The sequence below is a fragment of the Flagellimonas sp. 2504JD1-5 genome, from assembly GCF_053618295.1.
In genome coordinates this window covers 921,662-944,143 of record NZ_JBSIOU010000002.1, presented here as the reverse complement: position 1 = coordinate 944,143, position 22,482 = coordinate 921,662, and the positions used below count along the sequence as shown (strand labels likewise).

At 40.1% G+C, this 22,482-nt stretch carries 17 protein-coding genes; 2 read left to right on the top strand and 15 right to left on the bottom strand.

What is annotated here, in order from left to right:
- Positions 1–30 precede the first annotated feature (30 nt).
- Positions 31–513 (top strand): hypothetical protein, encoded by a 483-nt coding sequence (locus ACULLG_RS13740; protein WP_452127369.1) that lies wholly within the window; start codon positions 31–33, stop codon positions 511–513.
- An 89-nt stretch (positions 514–602) separates the two neighbouring features.
- On the opposite strand, the gene ACULLG_RS13735 is transcribed toward ACULLG_RS13740, so the two are convergent.
- The 8 genes from ACULLG_RS13735 to ACULLG_RS13700 form a co-directional block, all read right to left on the bottom strand.
- Positions 603–2,000 (bottom strand): amidohydrolase family protein, encoded by a 1,398-nt coding sequence (locus ACULLG_RS13735; RefSeq protein ID WP_452127368.1) that lies wholly within the window; start codon positions 1,998–2,000, stop codon positions 603–605.
- Positions 2,001–2,190: 190 nt separating this feature from the next.
- Complete coding sequence (locus ACULLG_RS13730) at positions 2,191–2,772, bottom strand: YdeI/OmpD-associated family protein (RefSeq protein ID WP_452127367.1); 582 nt, start codon at positions 2,770–2,772, stop codon at positions 2,191–2,193.
- A gap of 3 nt (positions 2,773–2,775) precedes the next feature.
- Positions 2,776–4,389, bottom strand: coding sequence for a M1 family metallopeptidase (locus ACULLG_RS13725; RefSeq protein ID WP_452127366.1), 1,614 nt, complete (start codon positions 4,387–4,389; stop codon positions 2,776–2,778).
- A gap of 77 nt (positions 4,390–4,466) precedes the next feature.
- Positions 4,467–5,801, bottom strand: a complete 1,335-nt coding sequence (locus ACULLG_RS13720; protein ID WP_452127365.1) for a M28 family peptidase — start codon at positions 5,799–5,801, stop codon at positions 4,467–4,469.
- A gap of 11 nt (positions 5,802–5,812) precedes the next feature.
- Complete coding sequence (locus ACULLG_RS13715) at positions 5,813–6,316, bottom strand: VOC family protein (RefSeq protein WP_452127364.1); 504 nt, start codon at positions 6,314–6,316, stop codon at positions 5,813–5,815.
- Positions 6,313–6,930, bottom strand: coding sequence for a TMEM175 family protein (locus tag ACULLG_RS13710; protein WP_452127363.1), 618 nt, complete (start codon positions 6,928–6,930; stop codon positions 6,313–6,315). Before ACULLG_RS13710 ends, ACULLG_RS13715 begins: the two co-directional genes overlap by 4 nt.
- Positions 6,931–8,451, bottom strand: a complete 1,521-nt coding sequence (locus ACULLG_RS13705; protein ID WP_452127362.1) for a nuclear transport factor 2 family protein — start codon at positions 8,449–8,451, stop codon at positions 6,931–6,933. It abuts the gene before it with no gap.
- On the bottom strand, positions 8,451–10,658 hold the full coding sequence (locus ACULLG_RS13700) for a bifunctional alpha,alpha-trehalose-phosphate synthase (UDP-forming)/trehalose-phosphatase (protein ID WP_452127361.1): 2,208 nt from the start codon (positions 10,656–10,658) through the stop codon (positions 8,451–8,453). Before ACULLG_RS13700 ends, ACULLG_RS13705 begins: the two co-directional genes overlap by 1 nt.
- Before the next feature lie 100 nt (positions 10,659–10,758).
- On the opposite strand from ACULLG_RS13700, the gene ACULLG_RS13695 reads away from it, so the two are divergent.
- Complete coding sequence (locus ACULLG_RS13695) at positions 10,759–12,558, top strand: glycoside hydrolase family 15 protein (protein ID WP_452127360.1); 1,800 nt, start codon at positions 10,759–10,761, stop codon at positions 12,556–12,558.
- Here ACULLG_RS13695 and ACULLG_RS13690 read toward each other — a convergent pair.
- From ACULLG_RS13690 to ACULLG_RS13660, 7 genes are all read right to left on the bottom strand, one after another.
- Positions 12,551–13,996, bottom strand: coding sequence for a pyridoxal phosphate-dependent decarboxylase family protein (locus ACULLG_RS13690; protein WP_452127359.1), 1,446 nt, complete (start codon positions 13,994–13,996; stop codon positions 12,551–12,553). The two genes, ACULLG_RS13695 and ACULLG_RS13690, sit on opposite strands and share 8 nt — an antisense overlap.
- Positions 13,997–14,127: 131 nt before the next feature.
- Entirely contained in the window at positions 14,128–15,939 is a 1,812-nt protein-coding gene (locus tag ACULLG_RS13685) for an acyl-CoA dehydrogenase family protein (RefSeq protein ID WP_452127358.1), read from the bottom strand.
- A 102-nt stretch (positions 15,940–16,041) separates the two neighbouring features.
- Positions 16,042–17,232, bottom strand: a complete 1,191-nt coding sequence (locus ACULLG_RS13680; RefSeq protein ID WP_452127357.1) for an acetyl-CoA C-acyltransferase — start codon at positions 17,230–17,232, stop codon at positions 16,042–16,044.
- A gap of 20 nt (positions 17,233–17,252) precedes the next feature.
- The gene (locus ACULLG_RS13675; RefSeq protein WP_452127977.1) at positions 17,253–17,627 is read right to left on the bottom strand and encodes a four helix bundle protein; all 375 of its coding nucleotides are present in this window, start codon (positions 17,625–17,627) and stop codon (positions 17,253–17,255) included.
- A gap of 42 nt (positions 17,628–17,669) precedes the next feature.
- Positions 17,670–20,075 (bottom strand): 3-hydroxyacyl-CoA dehydrogenase/enoyl-CoA hydratase family protein, encoded by a 2,406-nt coding sequence (locus ACULLG_RS13670; protein WP_452127356.1) that lies wholly within the window; start codon positions 20,073–20,075, stop codon positions 17,670–17,672.
- 13 nt (positions 20,076–20,088) lie between these two features.
- The gene (locus ACULLG_RS13665; protein ID WP_452127355.1) at positions 20,089–20,535 is read right to left on the bottom strand and encodes a MarR family winged helix-turn-helix transcriptional regulator; all 447 of its coding nucleotides are present in this window, start codon (positions 20,533–20,535) and stop codon (positions 20,089–20,091) included.
- Between the two features lie 140 nt (positions 20,536–20,675).
- Positions 20,676–22,445: an AMP-dependent synthetase/ligase gene (locus tag ACULLG_RS13660; RefSeq protein WP_452127354.1), complete on the bottom strand. Its 1,770-nt coding sequence runs from the start codon at positions 22,443–22,445 to the stop codon at positions 20,676–20,678.
- Positions 22,446–22,482: the final 37 nt, after the last annotated feature.

Here is a 22,482-nt window from a genome sequence, read left to right as displayed (position 1 = left end):
CCTCCTTAATAGTCATTACAAACCAGCCTTATGAGAGTTTCATTTTTAGCCATCGCATTGATTTTATCGATGAATTCCTTTTCACAAGAAAATTCAGGGAATGTTGGAATGTTTGTTCGGGTGTTTGACCTTCAGGGGAACAAAATAGCCAAAGGGAAAATTCAATTATTGTCCGCAAACGAACTTCAATTGCAAACAAGAAAATTGTCCATAAAACTTCCTGTAAACAACATTGGTAAAATAAAAACTGGAAGGTCAGGCGGAACCAATGTTGGTATGGGCGCTTTGGCGGGAGCGTCTGTCGGATTGGTTTTAGGTGTGGCTGCTGGTGAGGATGGTGGGCTGTATGGATTGAGTTCAACAGAAGGCAATACGGCAGCTATGTCAATTCTGGGAGCAATGTTCGGCTCGGTAGCCGGCGGGCTCTCAACAATTTTCAAAAAGAATCAAAGTTTTCGGATAGATGGCGATATTGAAAAATGGAATGAATTTGTCGAAACCATAACTCCCTGAAAGGGTACCAAAAGTAGCCTTGGCAATCCATAGTTGTTACTCTTTGGCAGGAGATGATTTGAAGTCTAGGAAAATAATCTTAATGGGATTTAATTGTTAGCTGCTCTTTCAGCAATTTCTTTCAGCCTTTTTTCAAGATTAGCACTTGAAATCCATGTGCCACGTGCCATAACCCCAGAAACCTTCGTGAAGTTTTTAAGATCATCCATTGGGTTCTCGGCAAGAAGGACCAAATCTGCTTCAGTACCTTCTTTTATTTCTCCGAAGGTATGCTCCATATCAAAAAAGATGGCGGGATTGATAGTGGCGGATTGCAAGATTTCCAAGGGTTGCATTCCTGCTCTTGCCATTCCCTGCATTTCATGTTGTACGGAAAACCCTGGGACATTGAACAACTGTGGTGCGTCCGAACCTAAAAGAATCCCATGGCCATTGTCTTGAAGTTTTTTGATGAGACTTTTTCTGATGGCATCAAATTGTGCCCATTGCAAAGCATCAAAACCTGAGTTTTCCATGGTCTGTATTTTTACTCGTTTCCAATTTTCCAATGTGGATTTCGGCATGTATTTCATTTCAGGTTCTGCTAACAAACTATCAACATTAGCCGGTGCGAACCATCTTTCGAATAGGCTTTGGGTTGGGACTATCCATACTTTATTTTCTTTTGATAATTCTACTAATTCGTCAATGTTCGTGGTATCTGCCAACGCTGTGAAGTTATAACCAAAAAATCCGTTAGAGGTAGGATCCACATTTTCAGATTCAGGAACCAATCCTTCCAAAAAACCATCCACATGATCAATGGTCGCAAATTTGCTCTTGAGCGCATGTTGGATACCAACATCTACGGGAACGTGTCCAGCAAACGTGATCCCAACTTCATTGGCTGTTTTTACCAGCTGGTCAAAGACGTTTCGTTGAATGCCTGGATGAATTTTCAGAAAATCATAACCCGCCTTTTGATAAGCTGTTACTTTTTCAACAGCCTCTGCTTCCGTTTTTACTGAATTTCCATTAAGTGAGGGACTCGACGTAAATATTCTTGGACCTAAAATCACCCGATCTTTTACTTTTTGCCTAAGTGCCAAATGGTCGGGATGCCCCAACATTCCCCGGATTGTAGTGATACCCTGCGATAAATACAAAAACAATACATCTTCGAGACGTTCTTTTGAAGTGGAAGGCTGTGGAATGTGTGCATGCATCTCTGTCATCCCAGGAATAATAAATTGGCCTTCTGCGTTGATGACCGTTTTGTATTTAGAAAGATCATCAATTTCCAACGCACTGATTTCTTTTATTTTTCCAGAGTCGATGTAAATGTTTTGACCCGTCTTGACCTGCCCCGTTCGAACATCAATAATATTGGCTTTGGAAATTAGAATCAGGGAGGGACTTATCTCTTTTATTTGTTGTTTTGGTTGACATGAGCATCCCAATGTGCAAACAAGTAGAAGAAGGGTGATTTTTTTAAACGTGGCTTTCATAGTTAATGTATTTCGGATGTCTCAAAAGTTGGTCGAGCTGTGTTTTTGCAAATGTTTTTCAACCCTTGAGCACCACATATATTTTTTGGTGTTTTATATGTTTTCCAACAGCTTCAAGTCCAAAAAGGACAAGGTTGACTAAAGATACCAAAAAAGGCAGTGGAATTCTTAATAGAGCTTTTTAGGTAGGCTAGCTGTTTCTGGGGTTTCTGGATTTGATATTGGCCTCACCAAACTGGATGATTTCTTTTATCCTTTTCTGTCGGGTTTCTTCCCTTTTTGCTTGATGCAACCAATAGAGGTAGCTTTTTCGTTGGCTTCGCGTGAAATTCTGAAAATTCTGGAATGCAATTTTGTTGGCATCAAAAGCTTTTTGTAAATCTTGTGGTACTACACCATTTTCCACATCATCCAAAGCAGCCCATGAACCATTTTTTTTGGCCGCTTCAATCGTGGCAAGACCACTTTTGTGCATCAATCCAATTTTGACCAAATCTTTAATATGATCTTTGTTGACTTTACTCCAAACACTTTTGGTTTTTCTTGGGCAGAAGTACTGCCTGCGTTTCCCGTCGCCCAAACTTTTAACGGTACTATCTATCCATCCGTAACACAGAGCCACTCGAACTGCTTCTTCCCAGCGCATGCTAGGCATTGTATGTTCTACTTTGTATAATATCAGGTAGATACCTTCAGAGGAAGCATGGTGTTTGTGAAGCCAGTCCCTCCATTCAGTATCATTTTTAAAATAATGCTCAGGGTACTTGTCCAATTGTTATTTTCTTTCAGTCTCTATGTAAAAGTTGTTATCAAAGGTTAAATCTTCCCCTTTTAAGGTCTCACTTTTCCATTCGGCGTTGGGGAATATCCAATGTTCTTTTTCTTCAACAAAAATGCGTATGGGCATGTCAAAGTCCTCAACAATGTTCACATATCTATATGTTAAGGTATTCCCTGAGAGGGTGTATTCCAACGTTGGAATCATGGTGGTTCTTAGGTACTGGTTGAAGAATGCGGATAGATCCTTTCCTGTTTTTTGACTAATGTAATTTTCAATTTGCTCGGTGGTAACGGTCTGATGATAAAATTCTTTGTTCATTCCCCGAAGAATCTGTCGCCATAATTCGTCATCCTCAATGAGCTGCCTAAGTGTGTGCAACATATTGGCCCCTTTGTAATACATATCTCCAGAACCTGATGAATTTACGTGATACTGGCCTATGATGGGCCTATCATTTTGGATGTTCAATCTTGTGCCAATGACATATTCCGCGGAAGCTTTTTTTCCAAAATGATAGTCCAGATAAAGATTTTCGGAATAGGCGGTAAAACTCTCATGAATCCACATGTCAGCTATATCTTTATAGGTGATGTTGTTCGCAAACCATTCGTGCCCGCCTTCATGTATGATGATAAAATCAAACTTTAGTCCCCAGCCCGATTTGGAAAGATCGCGGCCCAAATAACCATTTTGGTAGTTGTTACCGTAGGTAACTGAACTTTGGTGCTCCATGCCCAAATAGGGAACTTCCACCAGTTTAAAGCTATCTTCATAAAAGGGGTAGGGGCCAAACCAGTGCTCAAAGGCTTCGAGCATCATGGAGGTTTGCTTGAATTGTTCTTTGGCTTCCTTCAAATTGTGACGCAAAACATAATAATCTACATCCAACTCACCTTTTTCACCTGCAAATTTTTCACCAAAATGCACATAATCTCCAATATTTACATTGACGCAATAATTGTTGATGGGGTTGGAAACAAACCATGTGTATATCTTGTCCTCTTTACTTTCATCCACCCTGCGCAGTCTTCCATTGGATACATTCATCAATGACTTTGGAACAGCTACACTTATACGCATGCTGTCCACTTCGTCATACATATGGTCTTTATTGGGCCACCAAACACTTGCACCCAAACCTTGGCAAGATGTTGCTGCAAAGGGATTTCCCTTTTTGTCCCTATCCCATGAAAAACCACCATCCCAAGGTGCTCTAACGGCTTTTTTGGGTTCTCCGGAATACTTTACGACGACATGATTAAAAGCGCCCGGCACTTGCTTCTTTTTCAATTTTACAAAATGGGCAGCTCCTTCTGAAGTAAAATCAAGTTCTTCCCCATCCTGGGAAACAGAGGCAATTTCCAAAGGCTTTTGTAAGTCTATTTGCAATACATCGGCTTCTTCCAAAACTTTGTATCGAATTACGTTGTACCCACCGATGGTCTCGGTTTCTGGGTCAACTTTGATATTCAAATCGTAATAATTCAAATCCCACCAGGCACGCTCAGGCGTAATGCTGCCCCTTAGGGTATCTTGTCTGGTGAAATTTTGCGCAAGGGATACATGTACTGCGCATAAAAAAAGAAAAAGGGTGAAATAATGTTTCATGTTGCTATCAAAACGTTTACTGTTCCTTCTGTTACACTTCGACAGGCTCAGTGTGACAGTATCTGGGGTTACATTTATTATCTGAAAATTTTATTGGGAAAGGCCACTGGACTTTCATGCCCATCTTTTCCAACGGCGGAGACTCCGAAAAAGAAATTGTCAATAACAATGCCATTTAGTGTAAATTCAGACACGTCACCTACATATTTTGAGTTGTCCCAAGTAGGAGATGTGGTGTCTCGCCAATAAATTTTATACCCGACGGCCCCTTCTATTTTGTTCCACTTTAGTTTGGCCGAAGGTTCAACAATTCCACCGATTTCAACTGTAGATGGAGCAGGGGGAGCCCAAGCTATCGATGCCAAATTTATTGCATTTACCGCCGTTAGTTTTTTTGCGTAATCAAAATTCACGTGCTCCAATACATCGCCGTAGGCAATACCATTTTCTTCACGAATGTCTTGGTGTTGTTGGGTGTAATTTTCATGGGCTTCCATTATTCTAATCCCGGCATAACCGGCATCGTTGAAGGGTCTGTGATGTCCACCTCGTCCAAAACGATCCAAACGATAGACCATCATAGGATTCATTTCGGGCATATATATTTTGGTGTTTTTGTGGACGTATCTGGCCAATTGACGGGAAATGCCATCCACTTCACCTCCATAAAAACGTCTTGCTCTTCGCTCGTCTTCTGTTTCCGTAGGGGGCACGGGTTCGGAGAAAATACGGAAATCACGATTACTGATAACTCCATCAACTCCCGTGATATTTCCAATCATGTCATTGTTTAGGATGCCAATGATTTCCCAATTATTTTGCTTGGCATGGGCCGCTAAACCTTTTCCACCAAAAAGGCCTTGTTCTTCCCCTGAAAGCCCAACATAAATAATGCTGTTTTCAAATTGGTAATTGGATAACACCCTTGCCGCTTCAAGGGTACCTGCCATACCACTGGCATTATCATTGGCCCCTGGAGAATCAGATGTAAAATTGTTAGGGTCACTAACACGGGAATCGATGTCACCACTCATTATGATATATCGATTCGGAAATTTTGTCCCTCTTTGAATGGCCACTACGTTTACCACCCAAACGTCTTTTATAATTCGAGAGCCCTCCCCTTTTTTCACCAAGTTTTTCTGATAAAAAACTTCAAGACAGCCATTACAGGTTGAGGAGGTCTTCTCAAATTCGGATTTTATCCATCTTCTGGCTGCTCCAATTCCGCGGGTTTGCGAAACGGTATCACTCAATGTGTGCCGAGTTCCAAAATTGGCCAAAGTGGTGACATCGGTTTTTATTCGCTCTGCAGAAATACTAGTGATGATGTCGTACAATCGGGAATCGGATTGTGAAAAAACGGGTGCAATACTAAATAGCAGCACCAGCAAGGAGTAAAAATGCTTCATTTGTTCTGTATTTAATTTCCAATAAGCTCAATAAAGACTCCATCTGGGTCCTGGACAAGAATAAAAGTCCTGCCATCGGGAAGTTCGATAGGCGTGTCTCCTAATAATTTAACGTTGTGTTCTCTAATTCTTTGGAGAACACTATCTACAGATTTTAGAAAAATAGTGGTGTATCGCATCCCGTTGCGTTCTTGAATGTACTTTTCAGGGCTGTTCTTCTTATTGCTAAACGACATCAACTTGTATTCCGTGGCATTGGGGTCATCGTATAGCTTCAACACCTTTACATCAAACGGAACTCCGCCGGTTAAACCGGTGCTTTCACCAAGAGGCCCCGTTACGCTAAATTCTCCAGTTTGTTTCATTCCAATTACTTGGGTATAGAAATCAAGGGAGGCATCCAAATCCGAAACAATAACTCCCAATGAAATATAGGGCTTATCAAATTCGGTTTCTTCTTGACCCAAACCAATAGTTACGGTCAGAAACAAACAGGCCAATAATATATGTTTCATTTGTAAATCTTTCTAAATTGAACCCCGTGAAAGTAGCAAAAAGGGCCGAGAAGCCCATAGATTATTCCTGGAAGTCCAAATGTTAGCCCAATTTGGAGTTTGGCCAGCACAATGGAAATAATTGCTACAACTGCGTAAATACTAAAATGTCGCGAGTAAAAGAGAAGGTTGACATCCCGGTTTTTCCTTTTTGTTTTTTGATAGGCTCTCAAATACATTATCGCGAAACAAAAAAAAATGAGCAAAAATCCTAAGCTATATAATTGAAACAAAGAGGAAAATTCTTCCATGTTCAGGCTTATACTACCTGCCCACGCTTCTAACAGCGATTTAATGGGAAAGATATAATACAGTACCAAAAACAATAAAATGGAATTTATGGCTATTATCCAGCTATCGATATAATCGGTCCGTCTGAAAAAATTGTAATGGACCGACCATATTCCAACAAGGACAAAAAAGCTAATAGCGAAACTCAAAAAACGAACCCAATCTATCTGCAAGGCTGAATCATTACTTTCTGAACCAACCGAAACTACAAGCAGTGTGGCGGCAAAAGCGAACACTGCATCACTAAAGGCTTCTATTCTACTTATTTTGTGCGGAAATATCATTTAATTTTTAATAAAGATTACCTTGGAAATCTCTCCATTTTTTACCTCATAAATTGCCACGGCCCTGAAATTGGAACCGTTGACAGTGACAAATTCTTCATCGATTACTTTATTACCGATAACAATGCGATTTTTGATTTCACAATGTAAATCAGGGGTCGATTCAAAGAATGCCTCATACGAGACTTTCATTTTGGAAGCTCCTTTTTGAAAAAGCTTATATGGGAAGTTGAAAAGTTCAATATTATCCGAATATGTGGCCATGAATGCATCAATATCCCTTGCGTTGTAGGCTTCCAACTGCGACTGTACTACGGCTTCGGAATCATTTGTTTCTCTATCTGGAAAAATGAATCGCATGGAGTCAATGAGCCCATTTTTGACCTCGTAAATGGCCACTTGATGTCCTTTGCGTCCATCGACCAGTGTGATTTCTTCATCAATTACCGTATTTCCAATTTGAATGCGATTTACTACTTCTACCTTGGCTTCTTTGGTGTTTTTATAAAAACGATCATAATTTTCGGTCATCTTTTCCCTTCCGCGATACATGGTTTCATTTGGAAAACGTTCCACAAGTACGTTTTCTGAATAACACGAAACAAAGCCCAATAAATCTCTATTGTTAAAAGTGTTTACCTGTCTGTTGATGAGTTTAGATATGGATTCTTCTGCCACAAATGCCAATCTGGTGCGGTTCTTATTGATCGCAATACGGCTAATGTTGTTGATTTCCTCTTGTTGAAATTCCATTACAGTATGCCATCCATCTACGTTTTCTGTGTTAAACTTCACCAATGATTTCCCCACCCCGGTTAGGATAGTGGTTGCATTCAACCAACAGAAATCTTGACTTTCCTCTGGAACATCCGCGATTTTTTCAATAGCTCCGGTGTTTGGGTCAAACGATTTAATTTCCCAAGGCGTTTTGGATTTTCCAACAAAACTTATTAAATCAGAATTGGGGATTTTGGAAAGTGAACGACCTACATTTTTTTGTACAGTCCGGTTGGTTCCTTCTTGAAGATTGCTAACAATAAGGTCCATTCTATTCTCAATCAAGACGGTGGCAATCAAGATATGGTCGCTGTACCAAATGTGATATCCTACTTTCTTATCTAGTATGGGTACCGATTCCCCAGTATCCATATCATATTCGTAGAGCAATTGAAGTCCGTCCAAGTCAAGCCGAATGGCAGAAACCGCATTTTTTCCCGGAATTTTTAAAGGGGAATATTCACTGCCAGTAGGTGTGTTGGAAATCCATGAAGTTGTGCTGCCGGCTTCAATATTGAATCTTCGGATATCGGTTTGGTCTTCTCTTGTTGAAGAAAAGAGAACCGTATTGTTGTTCAAAAATGAAGGTTGATTGTCATATCCTTCATTGTTCGAGATATTCTTGGGATTGGTCAATACCGGATTTCCGTGCTCTGCTGACAAATCAAACAAATACACATCTGTATTCACCTGCCCATACACTGAAGCAGTGAGCAGGAATGCAATCAATAACTTGGGGTTCATTATGTTGCTAATCTTTTTAAAAGTGTTCTTACGCGTTTGGTGCTTTCAACATGGTACTTAGCCTGGGTTTTCTTTATCCCAACTTTGACCGTTACCGCTGAATCAGGCAGTTCCTGAAACATAAATTCATCTGTCCAATCATCACCTATGGCAAGAACGAAATCGTAATCATCCTCACCTAATATACGAACGGAAGCCCTTCCTTTGTTCACATTGCTACTTTTTATTTCTACAACTTTGTTCCCGTTGAGTACGCTAATGTCGTCATTGCCTATAAGGCTGGTCAGTACCGTATTGAGTTCGGTGGCCCGCTTTGTGCCAAAATCTGGATCGGTGCTTCTATAATGCCAGGCCAACGAATAATTTTTTTCTTCAATGAAAGAGCCTGGTGTGCGATCAACGAAAGATTCCAGCACGGGTTTGATCTTTTCCATCCACTCTCCTTTTACTTTTTCTAAAAGTTTGAACTCTTCGCCTTCCTTTGAAATCCAAACCCCATGCTCCACGATCATATTGTATTTTTTGTGCAAAAACCAACGGGTAAAGGTTTGTTTGTCCCTTCCACTAATAAGATAAAGGGTGGTATTCTTTTGATTTTGAAGCTTGTCCAAAAGCTTGTACAGCTCATCATCTGGTGATGCTTTCTGAGGGTCTTTATGAAACCCAGTAAGCGTTCCATCATAATCCAAAAATAACAATCGCTTTTTGGCATTTTCGTATTTTTCACCAACCTTTTCAAGGATGGCATCAGACATCTTTTTGGATTTATGTGTAAACTCTCCTTCACTTTTTCGATTAAGGGCACCCATAAATTCATTGGCCCATACTTCAACATTATAGCGTTCTAAACGGTTTTGAAGGAACATATTGCGAGCAACTTGCTCTTCCTTCGGCATAGTTATAGCCTTTTTAAGGGTATCTGCCTGCTGCTCAAAATTGTTTGGGTTGATTAATAGGGCTTCATTCATTTCATAGGCTGATCCGGCCATTTCACTTAAAATAAGCACTCCGGTTTTATCGATTCTGGTAGCTATATATTCTTTGGCGACGAGATTCATACCATCACGTAGCGGTGTCAACCAAGCAATGTCGCTCGAAGTATATAGATCTATTAAATTTTCAAAAGGTAGCGAACGATAAAAATACCAAATGGGAGTCCAGTTAACTGTTGATAATTCCCCATTGATTCTACCCACCAATTCGTCAATTTCCTTTTTAAGCAATTGATATTGGGGTACATTAGATCGTGATGGGACAGCCAATATGATCAGACGAACTTTTTCTTTGTATTCTGGATACTTGTTTAAGAAGTATTCGAATGCGTTGATTCGTTTGGCAATACCTTTACTGTAATCCAATCGGTCAATGGATAAAATGAGTTTGGTATCTGGAGAAGCGGCTTTGTGATCATCCAATTTCATTTGAAGATCACTGCGCTTTTCATTGGTATTTTTTTTGTTGGCAACTGCGGCATCTTTGAATTTCTTGTAATCGATACCCATGGGAAATGAATCTACTTTGATGACCCTGTGATCCACGTAAATGTCATTAAAACTTACGTCAAGCCCTAAAAGCCTTCTTACGGAACTTAAAAAGTGCCGTTCGTAATCATAGGTATGAAAACCAATTAAATCGGAACCCAAAAGGCCTTCCAAAACTTCTTCACGCCAAGGTAATGTTCGGAAAATTTCATAGGAGGGAAATGGAATATGTAAAAAGAAACCTATGGATGTATTGGGTCGTTTTTCCCGAACCATTTGGGGTACCAACATGAGTTGATAATCGTGGACCCATATGGTATCGCCTTCATCTGAGTTCGCTATAATTGCATCGGCAAATTTCTGGTTTACAGTTTTATAAATGTTCCAGAACTCCAATTCAAACTCAGTATATTCCAAAAAATAATGAAAAAGGGGCCAAACAGTTCTGTTGCTAAATCCAAAATAAAAACCTTCCATTTCTTTGGTAGTGAGGTTTACTTTGGCACACCCATGTTGTTCCAAGGCCTTATCGATTTCTTTCTCAAGGGCAGGCGGAGTATCTTCTTCTGTAAGCCCTGACCACCCTATCCAAAGGCTTTCTCCACCGCTGTGAACCGATTTCATTCCCGTTGCCAGCCCTCCTACACTTGGAATTGCATTTAATCCACCGTCACTTATTTGTAGTTGAACTGGCAGTCTATTGGAAATAATTATAGTTTTACTCATGAAAGGTGATTTTAGGACAAAAATGTAATAAAATTCCTATTTTTTCGATTTATACTTAGGTAAAAACCTACAATAACCAACAGAAATACAAATCCTTACTATGGATAACCTAAATTACGGAATAATTGGAAACTGCCGAAGTGCTGCTTTAATTTCAGACACAGGTTCCCTTGAATGGTGCTGCTTGCCTCAATTTGATTCAACCTCTGTGTTTGCGAAGATTTTAGATGATAAAAAAGGAGGTAGTTTTGAAATCCACACAAAATACAATTACGTAATACATCAAGAATATCAAAGAAATACCGCCATATTGGTAACACGGTATTCGGATGGAGAAAATACTTTTGAGGTACATGATTTTATGCCAAGGTATCATAAGTTAACAGGAAAATACAACGCTCCACCCGAGATTGTTCGTTATGTAAAGCATATTTCCGGAACACCTAAGTTTAGTGTTCTATATGATCCAAAGCTCGAGTATGCTCTGGGAAAGACAGCTCACCATATCAAGAAGAACTTTATTGTCAGTTTGACCAACAAGCAAAAATATGACACCTTGTTTATGTATACCTCCTTCAATAAAAGGCAGGTTTTAGAAGGCGAGGAGATTACTATAAAAGAAGATGGTTATTTTTTGGTTTGTTACAATGAAAAAATCTTTAGGCCGACCACAGAAAAAATATCACTGGAACTTGAGCGCACCAAGATTTATTGGTTGGATTGGGTTGATAGAACGCCTACATATAAGCAGTTCAATGCGGAAATTATGCGGAGTGCCATTACGCTGAAACTACTCACCTATGATAAAACAGGTGCTGTGTTGGCTGCGGCGACTACATCTTTACCTGAAACTATTGGAGAGGTTCGCAATTGGGATTACCGATTTTGTTGGATCAGGGATGCTTCCATGGTGATAAAAGTAATGTCGGAACTTGGGCATAAAAATTCTGCTAGAAGATATTTACAGTTTATCATCGATTTGATGCCTGATAAGGATGAAAAGTTACAGATCATGTATGGCATTAATAGAGAAAAAATGCTTACCGAAAAGACCTTGGACCATTTGGATGGATACAAAGGATCTAAACCGGTCAGGATTGGTAATGCGGCCTATAAACAAAAGCAAAACGACATTTATGGTATTCTAATGGATGTTATTTATGAGCAATTGGTGACTTTTGAGAATGATATTGAAAATGGGGAAGATTTATGGAGCATCACCAAAGGAATTGTTTGGATCGTAAACAAACACTGGAGAGAACCAGATAAAGGAATTTGGGAATTTCGAGGAGAAGACAGGCATTTTACCTTTTCGAAGGTACTGTGTTGGGTAGCGCTCGATAGGGCAATCAAAGTCGCAAAAATCTTTGGGAAAGAACGAAAGATCAATGAATGGATGTTACTTGAGCAGGAAATAAAAGAGGACATCCTTGAAAATGCATGGAATGCCGATATCAACGCGTTTGTACAATCCTATGGGTCCAATCATTTGGATGCTTCAGTGTTGCTGATGGAGTCCTATGGGTTTGTAGACGCCAAAGACCCAAAATTTGTGAGTACGGTCAGAGCTATTGAAGAAGATTTAAACAATGATGGATTGCTGTACCGCTATAAAAATGAAGATGATTTTGGACTTCCTTCGTCCTCATTCACCATATGCACATTTTGGTTCATCAACAGTTTGTTTAAAATAGGGGAGGAAGATAAGGCTTTGGCCTATTTTGAGCGTTTATTGGGGTACAGTAATCATCTTGGATTGTTTAGTGAGGATATCGATTTTAAGAGCAAGCGTTTACTCGGAAACTTCCCCCAAGCTTATTCTCATTTGGCTTTGATTGAATGTGCCATCAACTTCTCCAGGAAAAAAAGCGAGGAAAAGATTCTAGAATCGATTAGTTGATTTGATTTGCCAATGGTTTTTCTGCAGCAACCTTGATTTTTTCCAATAGGGACTTCAGGTGTTCAATGGTTGTAAAGGGATTCATCAAAGTTGTTCTGAGATAGTGAATATCTTTTAATTTGGTCTGGACCAAGTAAAACTCCCCATCTTCCAACAGCTGTTGTCTAATGGATTGATTTAAAACATTCGATTCTTCCACTGATAAACCGGAAACTACATATCTGAAGCATAAAATATTGGACATAGGTTCTACGGCAAGCTCAAAATTTGTTTCCTCTTTTATCGTGTTTGCAAATTCTTTTGCCAAATCGTATTGTCGGGTAACATAAGAATCAAAAGCTTTTTTACCATACAATTTCATCAGGATGAACCAATGCAGGCACATCATATTTTTGGTGCACTCAAAGGTTCTACGCCCGCTATTGTGCCATTCGTGTTCTTCAGTTTCATTTAGAAGATAATCTGCATTTAGACTGAAGGTATGATTGGAATGTGACTTGTTTCGAAACAATAAGGCAGTTGTAATTGTGGGCATCATCATCATTTTATGGCCGTCAATTACCATGGAATCTGATTTTTCGGTTCCTTCGAGCAAATGCTTGTATTTTTCTGAAAATATGGCAGCTCCTCCATGGGCACCATCCACATGAAACCACAAATTGTACTTTTCCGCAAATTTCTGTATCACTTCCAAATTGTCGTACGCCCCTGTGGCGGTTGAAGGTGCACTGCCTACAATAGCGAAGATTTGTATGCCTTGGGATACACTTTTTTGATAGTATTCCTCCATTTTTCCAACATCCATGGAAAAGTCTGCAGCTGCTGGAACCTTGATGATGCCTTTCTCACCCAATCCCATAATTTTTGCTGCCCTGTCCACACAATAATGGGCTTCTTCGCAGACCATAATTCCCAGCGGATGGGAATGTCCTTCATTCCAAACATCGTGCGGAACTTTGGCCTTCCTGGCCGAAAGTAAGGCTGTCAGATTGGCCAGAGTTCCCCCTGAGGTTAAAAATCCACCTGAGTTGGAGCCATATCCGATGGTTTCACACAGCTTTTCGGTAACAATTCGTTCAATGGCATTGGGAGACATTCCCATTTCATAAACAGCCATGCCATTGTTTAACAAATGGCTTAAAATACCGGTCAATACGGTAATTGGGGCGGTAACACCCACCTGATGCCCAACATATTTTGGATTGTGGGTATGGGTGGTTCTATTTAGAATTTCAGAAAAGAAATCTTCTTCATTTCCCTTTTCCAAAAAATCCCTCCAGAAACGAAGCTCATTTTCTGGCTCATTCCAGTTTAAGGTTTTTTGTTTTTTGCCAGAAATGGAACTTTCCAGATGATTTGATACCAGGGCAAGTAATCGTTCACTTTGTTTTCGGAAATTCTGGGAGTCGTAAAGTTGGTGTAAAACAGATTCCTTCATGGGATAAAGTTACTTTCTTTTTTACTTGAATTTTCTTCTATCCCTCATTCGTTATTGTTAAAAAAGACATAAAAAAAACCGCCCCAAGCGGAGCGGTTTCCAAAATCAGCTTTGTTTAAGCATTATTTGAATTAGTCAAAGGTATACCCGTTATCCGCAGCTACTTTGTCCGCAATCTGTGTGCGTAGCGCTACGACATTGGGTTGATTTGTATATTTCGTAAAACGTTTAAGTCCCATTAACATCATTCGTTGTTCATCACCTTCGGCAAAGCTTACAATAGCTTCTTTTCCTTTTTGATTGATGATATCCACTGCCCTGTATAAATATAATTTGGACATTGCAATCTGAGCAGATTGGGAATCTTCTCCAAATCTCTTAGTATTTTTCTCAGTGCGCAAGATAGTTGATTCTGCCAAATAAACCTGTATTAAAATATCCGATGCAGACATTAAAAGCATTTGGTGTTCTTCCAAGCTTGGCCCAAATTTTTGCACAGCACTTCCGGCAATCATTAGGAAGACTTTTTTCAATCTAGAAATTAAATCTTTTTCTTCTGAAAATAGCTCTGAAAAGTCAGGAGTATCAAAAGATGGAATGCCCATCAATTCCTCACCCACAGCTGTGGCAGGCCCTAACAAGTCAACATGCCCCTTCATTGCCTTTTTTACCAGCATGCCAACGGCCAACATTCTATTGATTTCGTTGGTTCCTTCATAAATTCTTGAAATACGGGCATCTCTCCATGCGGATTCCATTGGGGTATCTGCGCTAAAGCCCATTCCTCCAAAAATTTGAATTCCTTCATCGGTCGTGTGTTGTACATGTTCCGAAACGGCAACTTTAAGGATGGAGCATTCTATAGCATATTCCTCAACACCTTTAAGTTCAGCCTCTTGATGCGAATTGCCATCGGCTTCCCGAATTGTTATTCTGTCCTCGATATTTTTGGCTGCACGATAACATGCAGACTCGTCAGCATAAGCATTGGTGGCCATATCAGCTATTTTTGCTTTGATGGCACCAAAATTTATGATTGGTGTCTTAAACTGAATACGTTCGTTAGCATATTTTGTAGCTTCGGAAAGTACTCGTCTTTGAGCTTCCAAACAGGCCGCAGCCAATTTTATTCGACCCACATTAAGGGCATTCATCGCAATTTTAAACCCATTGCCTCTTTCCGAAAGCATATTTTCAACCGGAACCTTGGTTTCATTGAAGAACACTTGTCGAGTAGAGGAGGAGTGAATTCCCAGTTTCTTTTCTTCATCACCTAAGGTGATACCGTTCTCAAGGTCATTTTCAACAATAAAGCCAGTGATATTCTTATCGTCTTCAATTCTAGCAAAAACAATAAAGAGATTACAGAATCCAGCATTGGAAATCCACATTTTCTGTCCAGTGATGCTGTAGTGTTTGCCATCTTTTGATAGTACAGCTTTGGTTTTTCCTGAATTTGCATCGGAACCAGCACCAGGTTCTGTTAAGCAATATGCGCCAAACCATTCGCCAGAGGCCAATTTGGGAACATATTTCTGCTTTTGCTCTTCTGTTCCATAAAGCGTAATTGGCATGGTCCCTATACCCGTGTGAGCTCCAAAAGCGGTACTAAAAGAGCCTGTAGCACCAGAAATATAGTCGCACACCAACATGGTCGATACAAATCCCATTCCCATTCCACCATAAGCTTCAGGGACAGCAACGCTCAAAAGCCCAAGTTCACCTGCTTTTCGCATAGTTTCTTCGGTATAGGCGTAATCTTTCTTTTCAAATCGTTCCCAATGGGCCCAAAGCTCTCTGTCTACAAATTCTTTGGTGCTCTCCCGCATCATTTTTTGCTCTTCGGTAAGGTCTTCAAGCGTAAATACGTCTTCACATTTGGTCTCTTTCACCAAGAATTGTCCGCCTCGTAGGATGTCTTTATTTAGGGTCTCAGTACTCATTGTCTAAAAGTATTTAGTATTAAGTATTTGGTATTGAGTGTTGATTTTCTATTGTAGTACAAGCTTCCTGTTACTCAATACTCAATACTCATTTCTCTTTATCTAGTTTAAAAATTCGTAAATACCCGCGGCTCCTTGTCCTGTACCAACACACATGGTCACCATTCCGTATTTGCCTTTCATTTCTCTTTTACGCATCTCATCAAAAAGTTGCACAGATAATTTGGCACCTGTACATCCAAGAGGGTGCCCAAGTGCTATTGCACCACCGTTTACGTTGATAATATCCGGGTTCAAGTCCAATTCTCGAATTACAGCCAGTGATTGGGACGCAAAAGCTTCATTCAGCTCTATCAATTCTACATCATCTTGTTTTAGACCAGCCTGTTTCAACGCTTTTGGAATGGCTTTTACGGGACCAATACCCATAATTCGAGGTTCAACACCCGCAGCAGCATAGTTGACCAAGCGTGCAATGGGTTCCAAATTCAATTCTTTCACCATTTCCTCACTCATGACCATTACAAAGGCCGCACCGTCGCTCATTTGGGAAGAGTTTCCAGCTGTAACGCTTCCACCGGCAGCAAAAACAGGGCGAAGTTTATTTAAAGTGGGAATGTTGGTTCCCTTTCTAGGCCCTTCGTCCTTATTTACAGTGTAGGAAGTAGTTTCTTTTTTTCCGGCTTCATTTACAAAGGTGTGTTCTACGTCAATAGGTACAATCTGATCTTGGAACCGATTTTCCTCTTGCGCTTTTAAAGCTTTCATATGGGAACTGTAGGCAAACACATCCTGATCTTCTCTTGAAATGTTGAATTGTTTTGCCACCGCTTCGGCCGTAAGACCCATGCCCCAATAGTAATCTTCATGACCTTCTTTGGCAGTTGCATAATCCGGAGTTGGTTTGTAACCACCCATGGGAATATAGCTCATGCTCTCGGAACCACCAGCGATTATACAATCTGCCATTCCGGATTGAATTTTTGCGGTTGCAATACCAATGGTTTCCAGTCCTGATGCGCAATAGCGATTTACAGTAACTCCCGGAACATCATCTATGTTCAATCCCATTAAGGAAATCAGTCGTGCCATGTTCAAGCCTTGTTCGGCCTCTGGCATGGCATTCCCTACGATAACGTCATCGATTCTTTTTTTATCGAGTCCGGGCAATTCTTTCATCATATGTTCAATGGTCTCGGCAGCCAGCTCATCGGGTCTTTTGAACCTGAAAAGACCTCGGGGTGCCTTGCCAACGGCAGTTCTATATGCTTTTACTATGTATGCTGTTTTCATTTTTATTTAGATAGTAGTTTTTAGTACTGAGTATTGAGTTCTGCTTCAACCAAACTTTTTTGAAGACTATAATTCATCTTTTGTATTTCAATACACAATTCAATAACAGATTGAATTTTCGTTTTTTCAATGAGATTCAATTCGATTAAAAGAATCAGCTGAGTATGTAACTCATAGCATGAACCATTGGCTATGCCCAGAAAATGTTTGAATTCTTTTTTTGAGTTTCTTCCTGCACCTTCTGCAATATTTGATGAAATTGATACGGCACTTCTTTTTAGTTGTGAAGTGAGTCCAAATTTTTCATCATTTGGAAGTTCAGCCACAATGATAGAGACCATTTTGGCCAGCTCGATGGCTTTATTCCAAACTTTTAAATCTTCTATTTTGTGCATATACTCAACTACTCGATACTTTAATCTCAATACATTTCGCAACTAGTTGCGAAGTGGTTTTCCTGTTTTCAACATATGTTGGATACGCTCCAATGTTTTTCTTTCGGTACATAGGGAAAGGAATGCTTCGCGTTCCAAATCCAACAGATATTGTTCGCTAACATAACTGGCTTCGGATAAATCTCCACCTGCCATGACATACGCCAATTTATCAGCAATTTTCTTATCGTGCTCAGAAATATAGTGCCCGGCTTCCATGGAATCTGTTCCTACCAAGAACATACCCAAAGCCTGTTTCCCCAGCACTTTTACATCTTTTCGTTTTGGAGGTTGTGTGTACCCTGCTTCAGCCATCAATTTGGCATATGCCTTGGCCGTAGCTATTTGTCGGTCTTTATTGACAACCACTACATCTTTTCCTTTTTGAAGGATTCCCAGATCATAGGCTTCATATGCTGATGTTGATACTTTTGCCATTCCAATGGTCAAGAAATATTCTTGCAGCACATTCAATTCCACATCATTTTTTCTAAAAGTATCGGATGCTCGCAAGGCCATTTCCTTGGATCCACCACCACCTGGAATAACTCCAACTCCAAATTCGACCAAACCAATATAACTTTCTGCCGCTGCTACTACTTTATCGGCGTGTAATGTCAACTCACATCCACCACCTAAACACATTCCATGTGGAGCAGAAATGGTCGGGATGGAGGAATAGCGCATGCGCATCATGCTATCTTGGAAATATTTGATGGCCATATTCAATTCATCATATTCCTGTTCGACAGCCATCATAAAAATCATTCCAATATTGGCGCCCACAGAAAAGTTTGCAGCTTGATTGCCAACTACTAATCCCTGAAAGTCTTTTTCTGCTAAATCAATGGCTTTGTTCAATCCCGCCAATACATCTCCGCCGATGGTGTTCATTTTGGATTGGAACTCCAGATTGAGGATTCCATCTCCCAAATCTTCAATAACAACACCACTATTTTTAAAGACCTCGTTGGACTTTCTAATATTGTCCAGAATAATAAAGGCATCTTGGCCAGGAACTTTTTCCATGGCTTTTTTGGGAATGTCATAAAAATAGGTGGCTCCATCTTTGACGGAATAGAATGAATCAATTCCAGCTTCCTTCATATCTGTTATCCATGAAGCGGCTTCCAAGTTTTCAGCCTTGATGAATTCCAGACCTTTTTCCAATCCAACGGCATCCCATATTTGGAAAGGTCCATGTTCCCAACCAAAACCTGCTTTCATGGCATCATCTATTTTATAGAGCTCATCTGAAATTTCAGGAATTCGATGCGAAACATAAGCGAAAAGTGCTCCAAAGCTTTTCCTATAAAATTCTCCGGCTTTGTCTTTTCCACCTGTCAACACTGAAAAGCGGTCAACTACTTTGTCGATGGTTTTGGTCAATTCCAACGTGGCGAACTTGGCAGTCTTTTTTGAGCGGTAATCCATGGTATCCAAATCCAAGGTCAGGATTTCACTTTTACCGCTGTCGTCCTTAACTTTTTTATAAAAACCTTGTCCAGATTTGCTGCCCAACCATTTGTTGTCGACCATGGTTTTGATGAAATCTGGCAATTGGAAGAGCTCCAAACGTTCATCGTCCTTGCAATTTTCATGGATTCCGTTGGCAACGTGCACCAAGGTATCCAACCCGACAACATCCACTGTACGGAAGGTTGCCGATTTAGGTCTGCCAATAACTGGTCCGGTGAGTTTATCCACTTCCTCAACGGTCATTCCCAAATCTTTCACCGCATGGAAAAGACTTTGGATACTGAAAATACCGATTCGGTTCCCAATAAAAGCAGGTGTATCCTTGGCTACCACGGAGGTTTTTCCCAAGAACTGCTCACCATATCCATTTAGAAAGTCCAAAACTTCCACGGAAGTCTTTGGCCCTGGGATGATTTCAAAAAGTTTAAGGTATCGTGCTGGATTAAAAAAGTGTGTGCCGCAGAAGTGTTTTTGAAAGTCTTCACTTCTTCCTTCGCTCATAAATTTAATGGGTATCCCAGAAGTGTTGGAAGTAATCAAGGTGCCAGGTTTTCTATATTTTTCCAAATTTTCAAACACCTGTTTTTTGATATCCAAACGCTCTACAACCACTTCAATGATCCAATCTACTTCGGCAACTTTCGAAATGTCATCTTCAAGATTGCCAGTTGAAATTCTACTGGCAAATTTTTTATGGTAAATAGGGGAGGGTTTGGATTTAAGTGCCGCAGCCAAGGAGTCATTGACCAAACGGTTTCGAACCGCTTTGTTCTCCAAGGTCAATCCCCTTGCTTTTTCTTTGTCGCTGAGCTCTCGAGGAACTATGTCCAACAATAAAACTTCGACACCGATATTGGCAAAATGGCAGGCTATGCCACTACCCATTATACCGGAGCCTATAACGGCAACTTTATTGATATGCCTTTTCATTTATGAGCTAGAATTAATTAGTTGTTTTTGTATAAATTTTCTTTTCAATAATCAGTTTGTTGATGATTTCAGCAGTTCTAAAAAAGCTTTCCAACTCATCTTCCGAAACATTCTCCCGAACCACTTCATTGAAGCGCAACACCACATCTTTGGAGTCTTTTCTTTTTTCCAATCCTAAAGCGGTTAAGTGTATTAGCACACCACGTCCGTCTTTTGGATTTGGTTTTCTTTGGATATAACCTCTTTCCTCAATGTTCTTTAAAATACGTGATAAGCTTGTTGCTTCCATTCCCATTTTAGGCCCCAAGGCGGTACTTGGCGTTCCTTGTTTTGGATCAATGCTCAAGAGTGTGAATCCGATTGCCATTGTGAGTCCGTAGTGTTTTGCTTCTTCATTGTACATCTTGCTTACGGCTTGCCATGTGGCCCTTAATGCATAATCGATGGTCAACTCTTTCATAAATCCGGTTTGGTGTCATCAAATATACAAAAATTTATTATGCATGCATAATAAATAATTATTATTAAATGATGAAAAATAAAAAGGCCCAAAAATGAATTTGAGCCCTTAAGAATTAGGTTGGAAAGTGGTACGTTGGTCTAGTGACCATATATATTGTTATAAAGATCGATGTATTTTTCCCGGATGATTTTTCTTCTAAGTTTCATGGTAGGGGTGAGGTGACCATCGTCGACACTCCACACATCGGGAGTTAATCTAAATTGTTTTACTTTTTCCCATTTGGCAAAGTCTTCATTGGCCAAATCAATTTCTTCCTGAATACGGGCGATGACTTTTTCATTTAATATGATATCGGAGTTTTCGCCCAGTGTAATCTCGTGCCTGTTTGCCCATTCATATAAAAATTCAAAATTGGGTTGAATCAAGGCGGCGGGCATTTTTTCACCTTCACCCACAACCATGATCTGCTCAACAAAACGAGATTGTTTAAACCTATTCTCCAAAAGTTGGGGAGCCACATATTTCCCTCCGGAGGTCTTGAACATCTCTTTTTTACGGTCTGTAATTTTCAAAAACCCTTCAGCATCAATTTCACCAATGTCACCAGTGTGAAAATAGCCTTCCTTCAGAACTTCGGCTGTTTTGTCAGAATCCTTGTAATATCCCATCATCACATTAGGTCCTTTACAAAGGATTTCGCCGTCATCTGCAATTTTCACCTCTACACCCTCAATAATTCTACCTACAGATCCAATTTTCCATCCATGGTCACGTTGATCGTTCACCGAAATTACTGGAGAGGTTTCTGTAAGTCCGTAACCTTCCATAACCGGAATCGCAGCAGCCCCAAATACCCTGCTCAATCTAGGTTGAAGCGCTGCGCTACCAGACACCATAATATCCAGGTTTCCACCTAGTGCTTCTTGCCATTTGCTAAAAATTAGTTTACGGGCAATTCCCAGTTTCTTTTCGTATAGCCAACCGTTCTTGCCATAGGGCTCATATTTTAAACCCAATTCCACTGCCCAAAAAAACAGCTTCTTTTTCACTCCGGTGAGTTCGGTGCCCTTCATAATTATTTTATCGTAAACTTTTTCCAGTAGTCTTGGCACCACTGTCATTACATTGGGTTTAATCTCTTTTAAATTGTCGCTTATTTTTTCCAGATTTTCAGCAAAATAAACCTGTACCCCACAATACTGGTACAGATACAATATCATGCGCTCAAAAATGTGGCAAACGGGTAGAAAACTTAGCGATTTACCACCGGAATCGAAAGGAACCCTTTTTTCGCTTGAAACCACATTGGAAACAATATTATTATGTGAAAGCATTACACCTTTTGGTCTTCCTGTTGTTCCAGAGGTGTAGATCAGGGTTGCCAAATCCTCAGGTTGTACTGCTGCTTTGCGCTCCTCCACGGTTGGCTGACTCGCAATATCCTTTCCCAATTCAAGAACTTCGGTCCAGTTCTTACAGTTTCCCAAATCATCAAAAGAAAACACATCCTTCAATTTTTTGAGTTTAGAACTTACCGATAATACTTTTTCCAGAACTTCTGAGCAGGAAACGAAACAATATTTGGCCTCGGAATGATTTAGTACATACTCATAATCCTCTTCAGAAATGGTTGGATAGATTGGGACGTTTTGCGCACCCAATTGTAAAATACCGATATCTACAATATTCCATTCGGTTCGGTTGGTCATGGAAATTATGGCAACTTTGTCATTGGGTTCCACTCCCAGTTTTAGCAAACCTCTACTAATTGCGTTGGCTTTGTCTATATACTCTTGGGAAGAGGTTGAAACCCATTTTCCATTCACCTTGGTCACCAGGGCATTGGACAAATTGTATTTTTCATGTGAATAGTAAGGGAAATCGAATAAGCGGGTAACTTTTTGCATAGTAAGTTTCTGTAAAGTAATTGCAAAATAGGGAAAG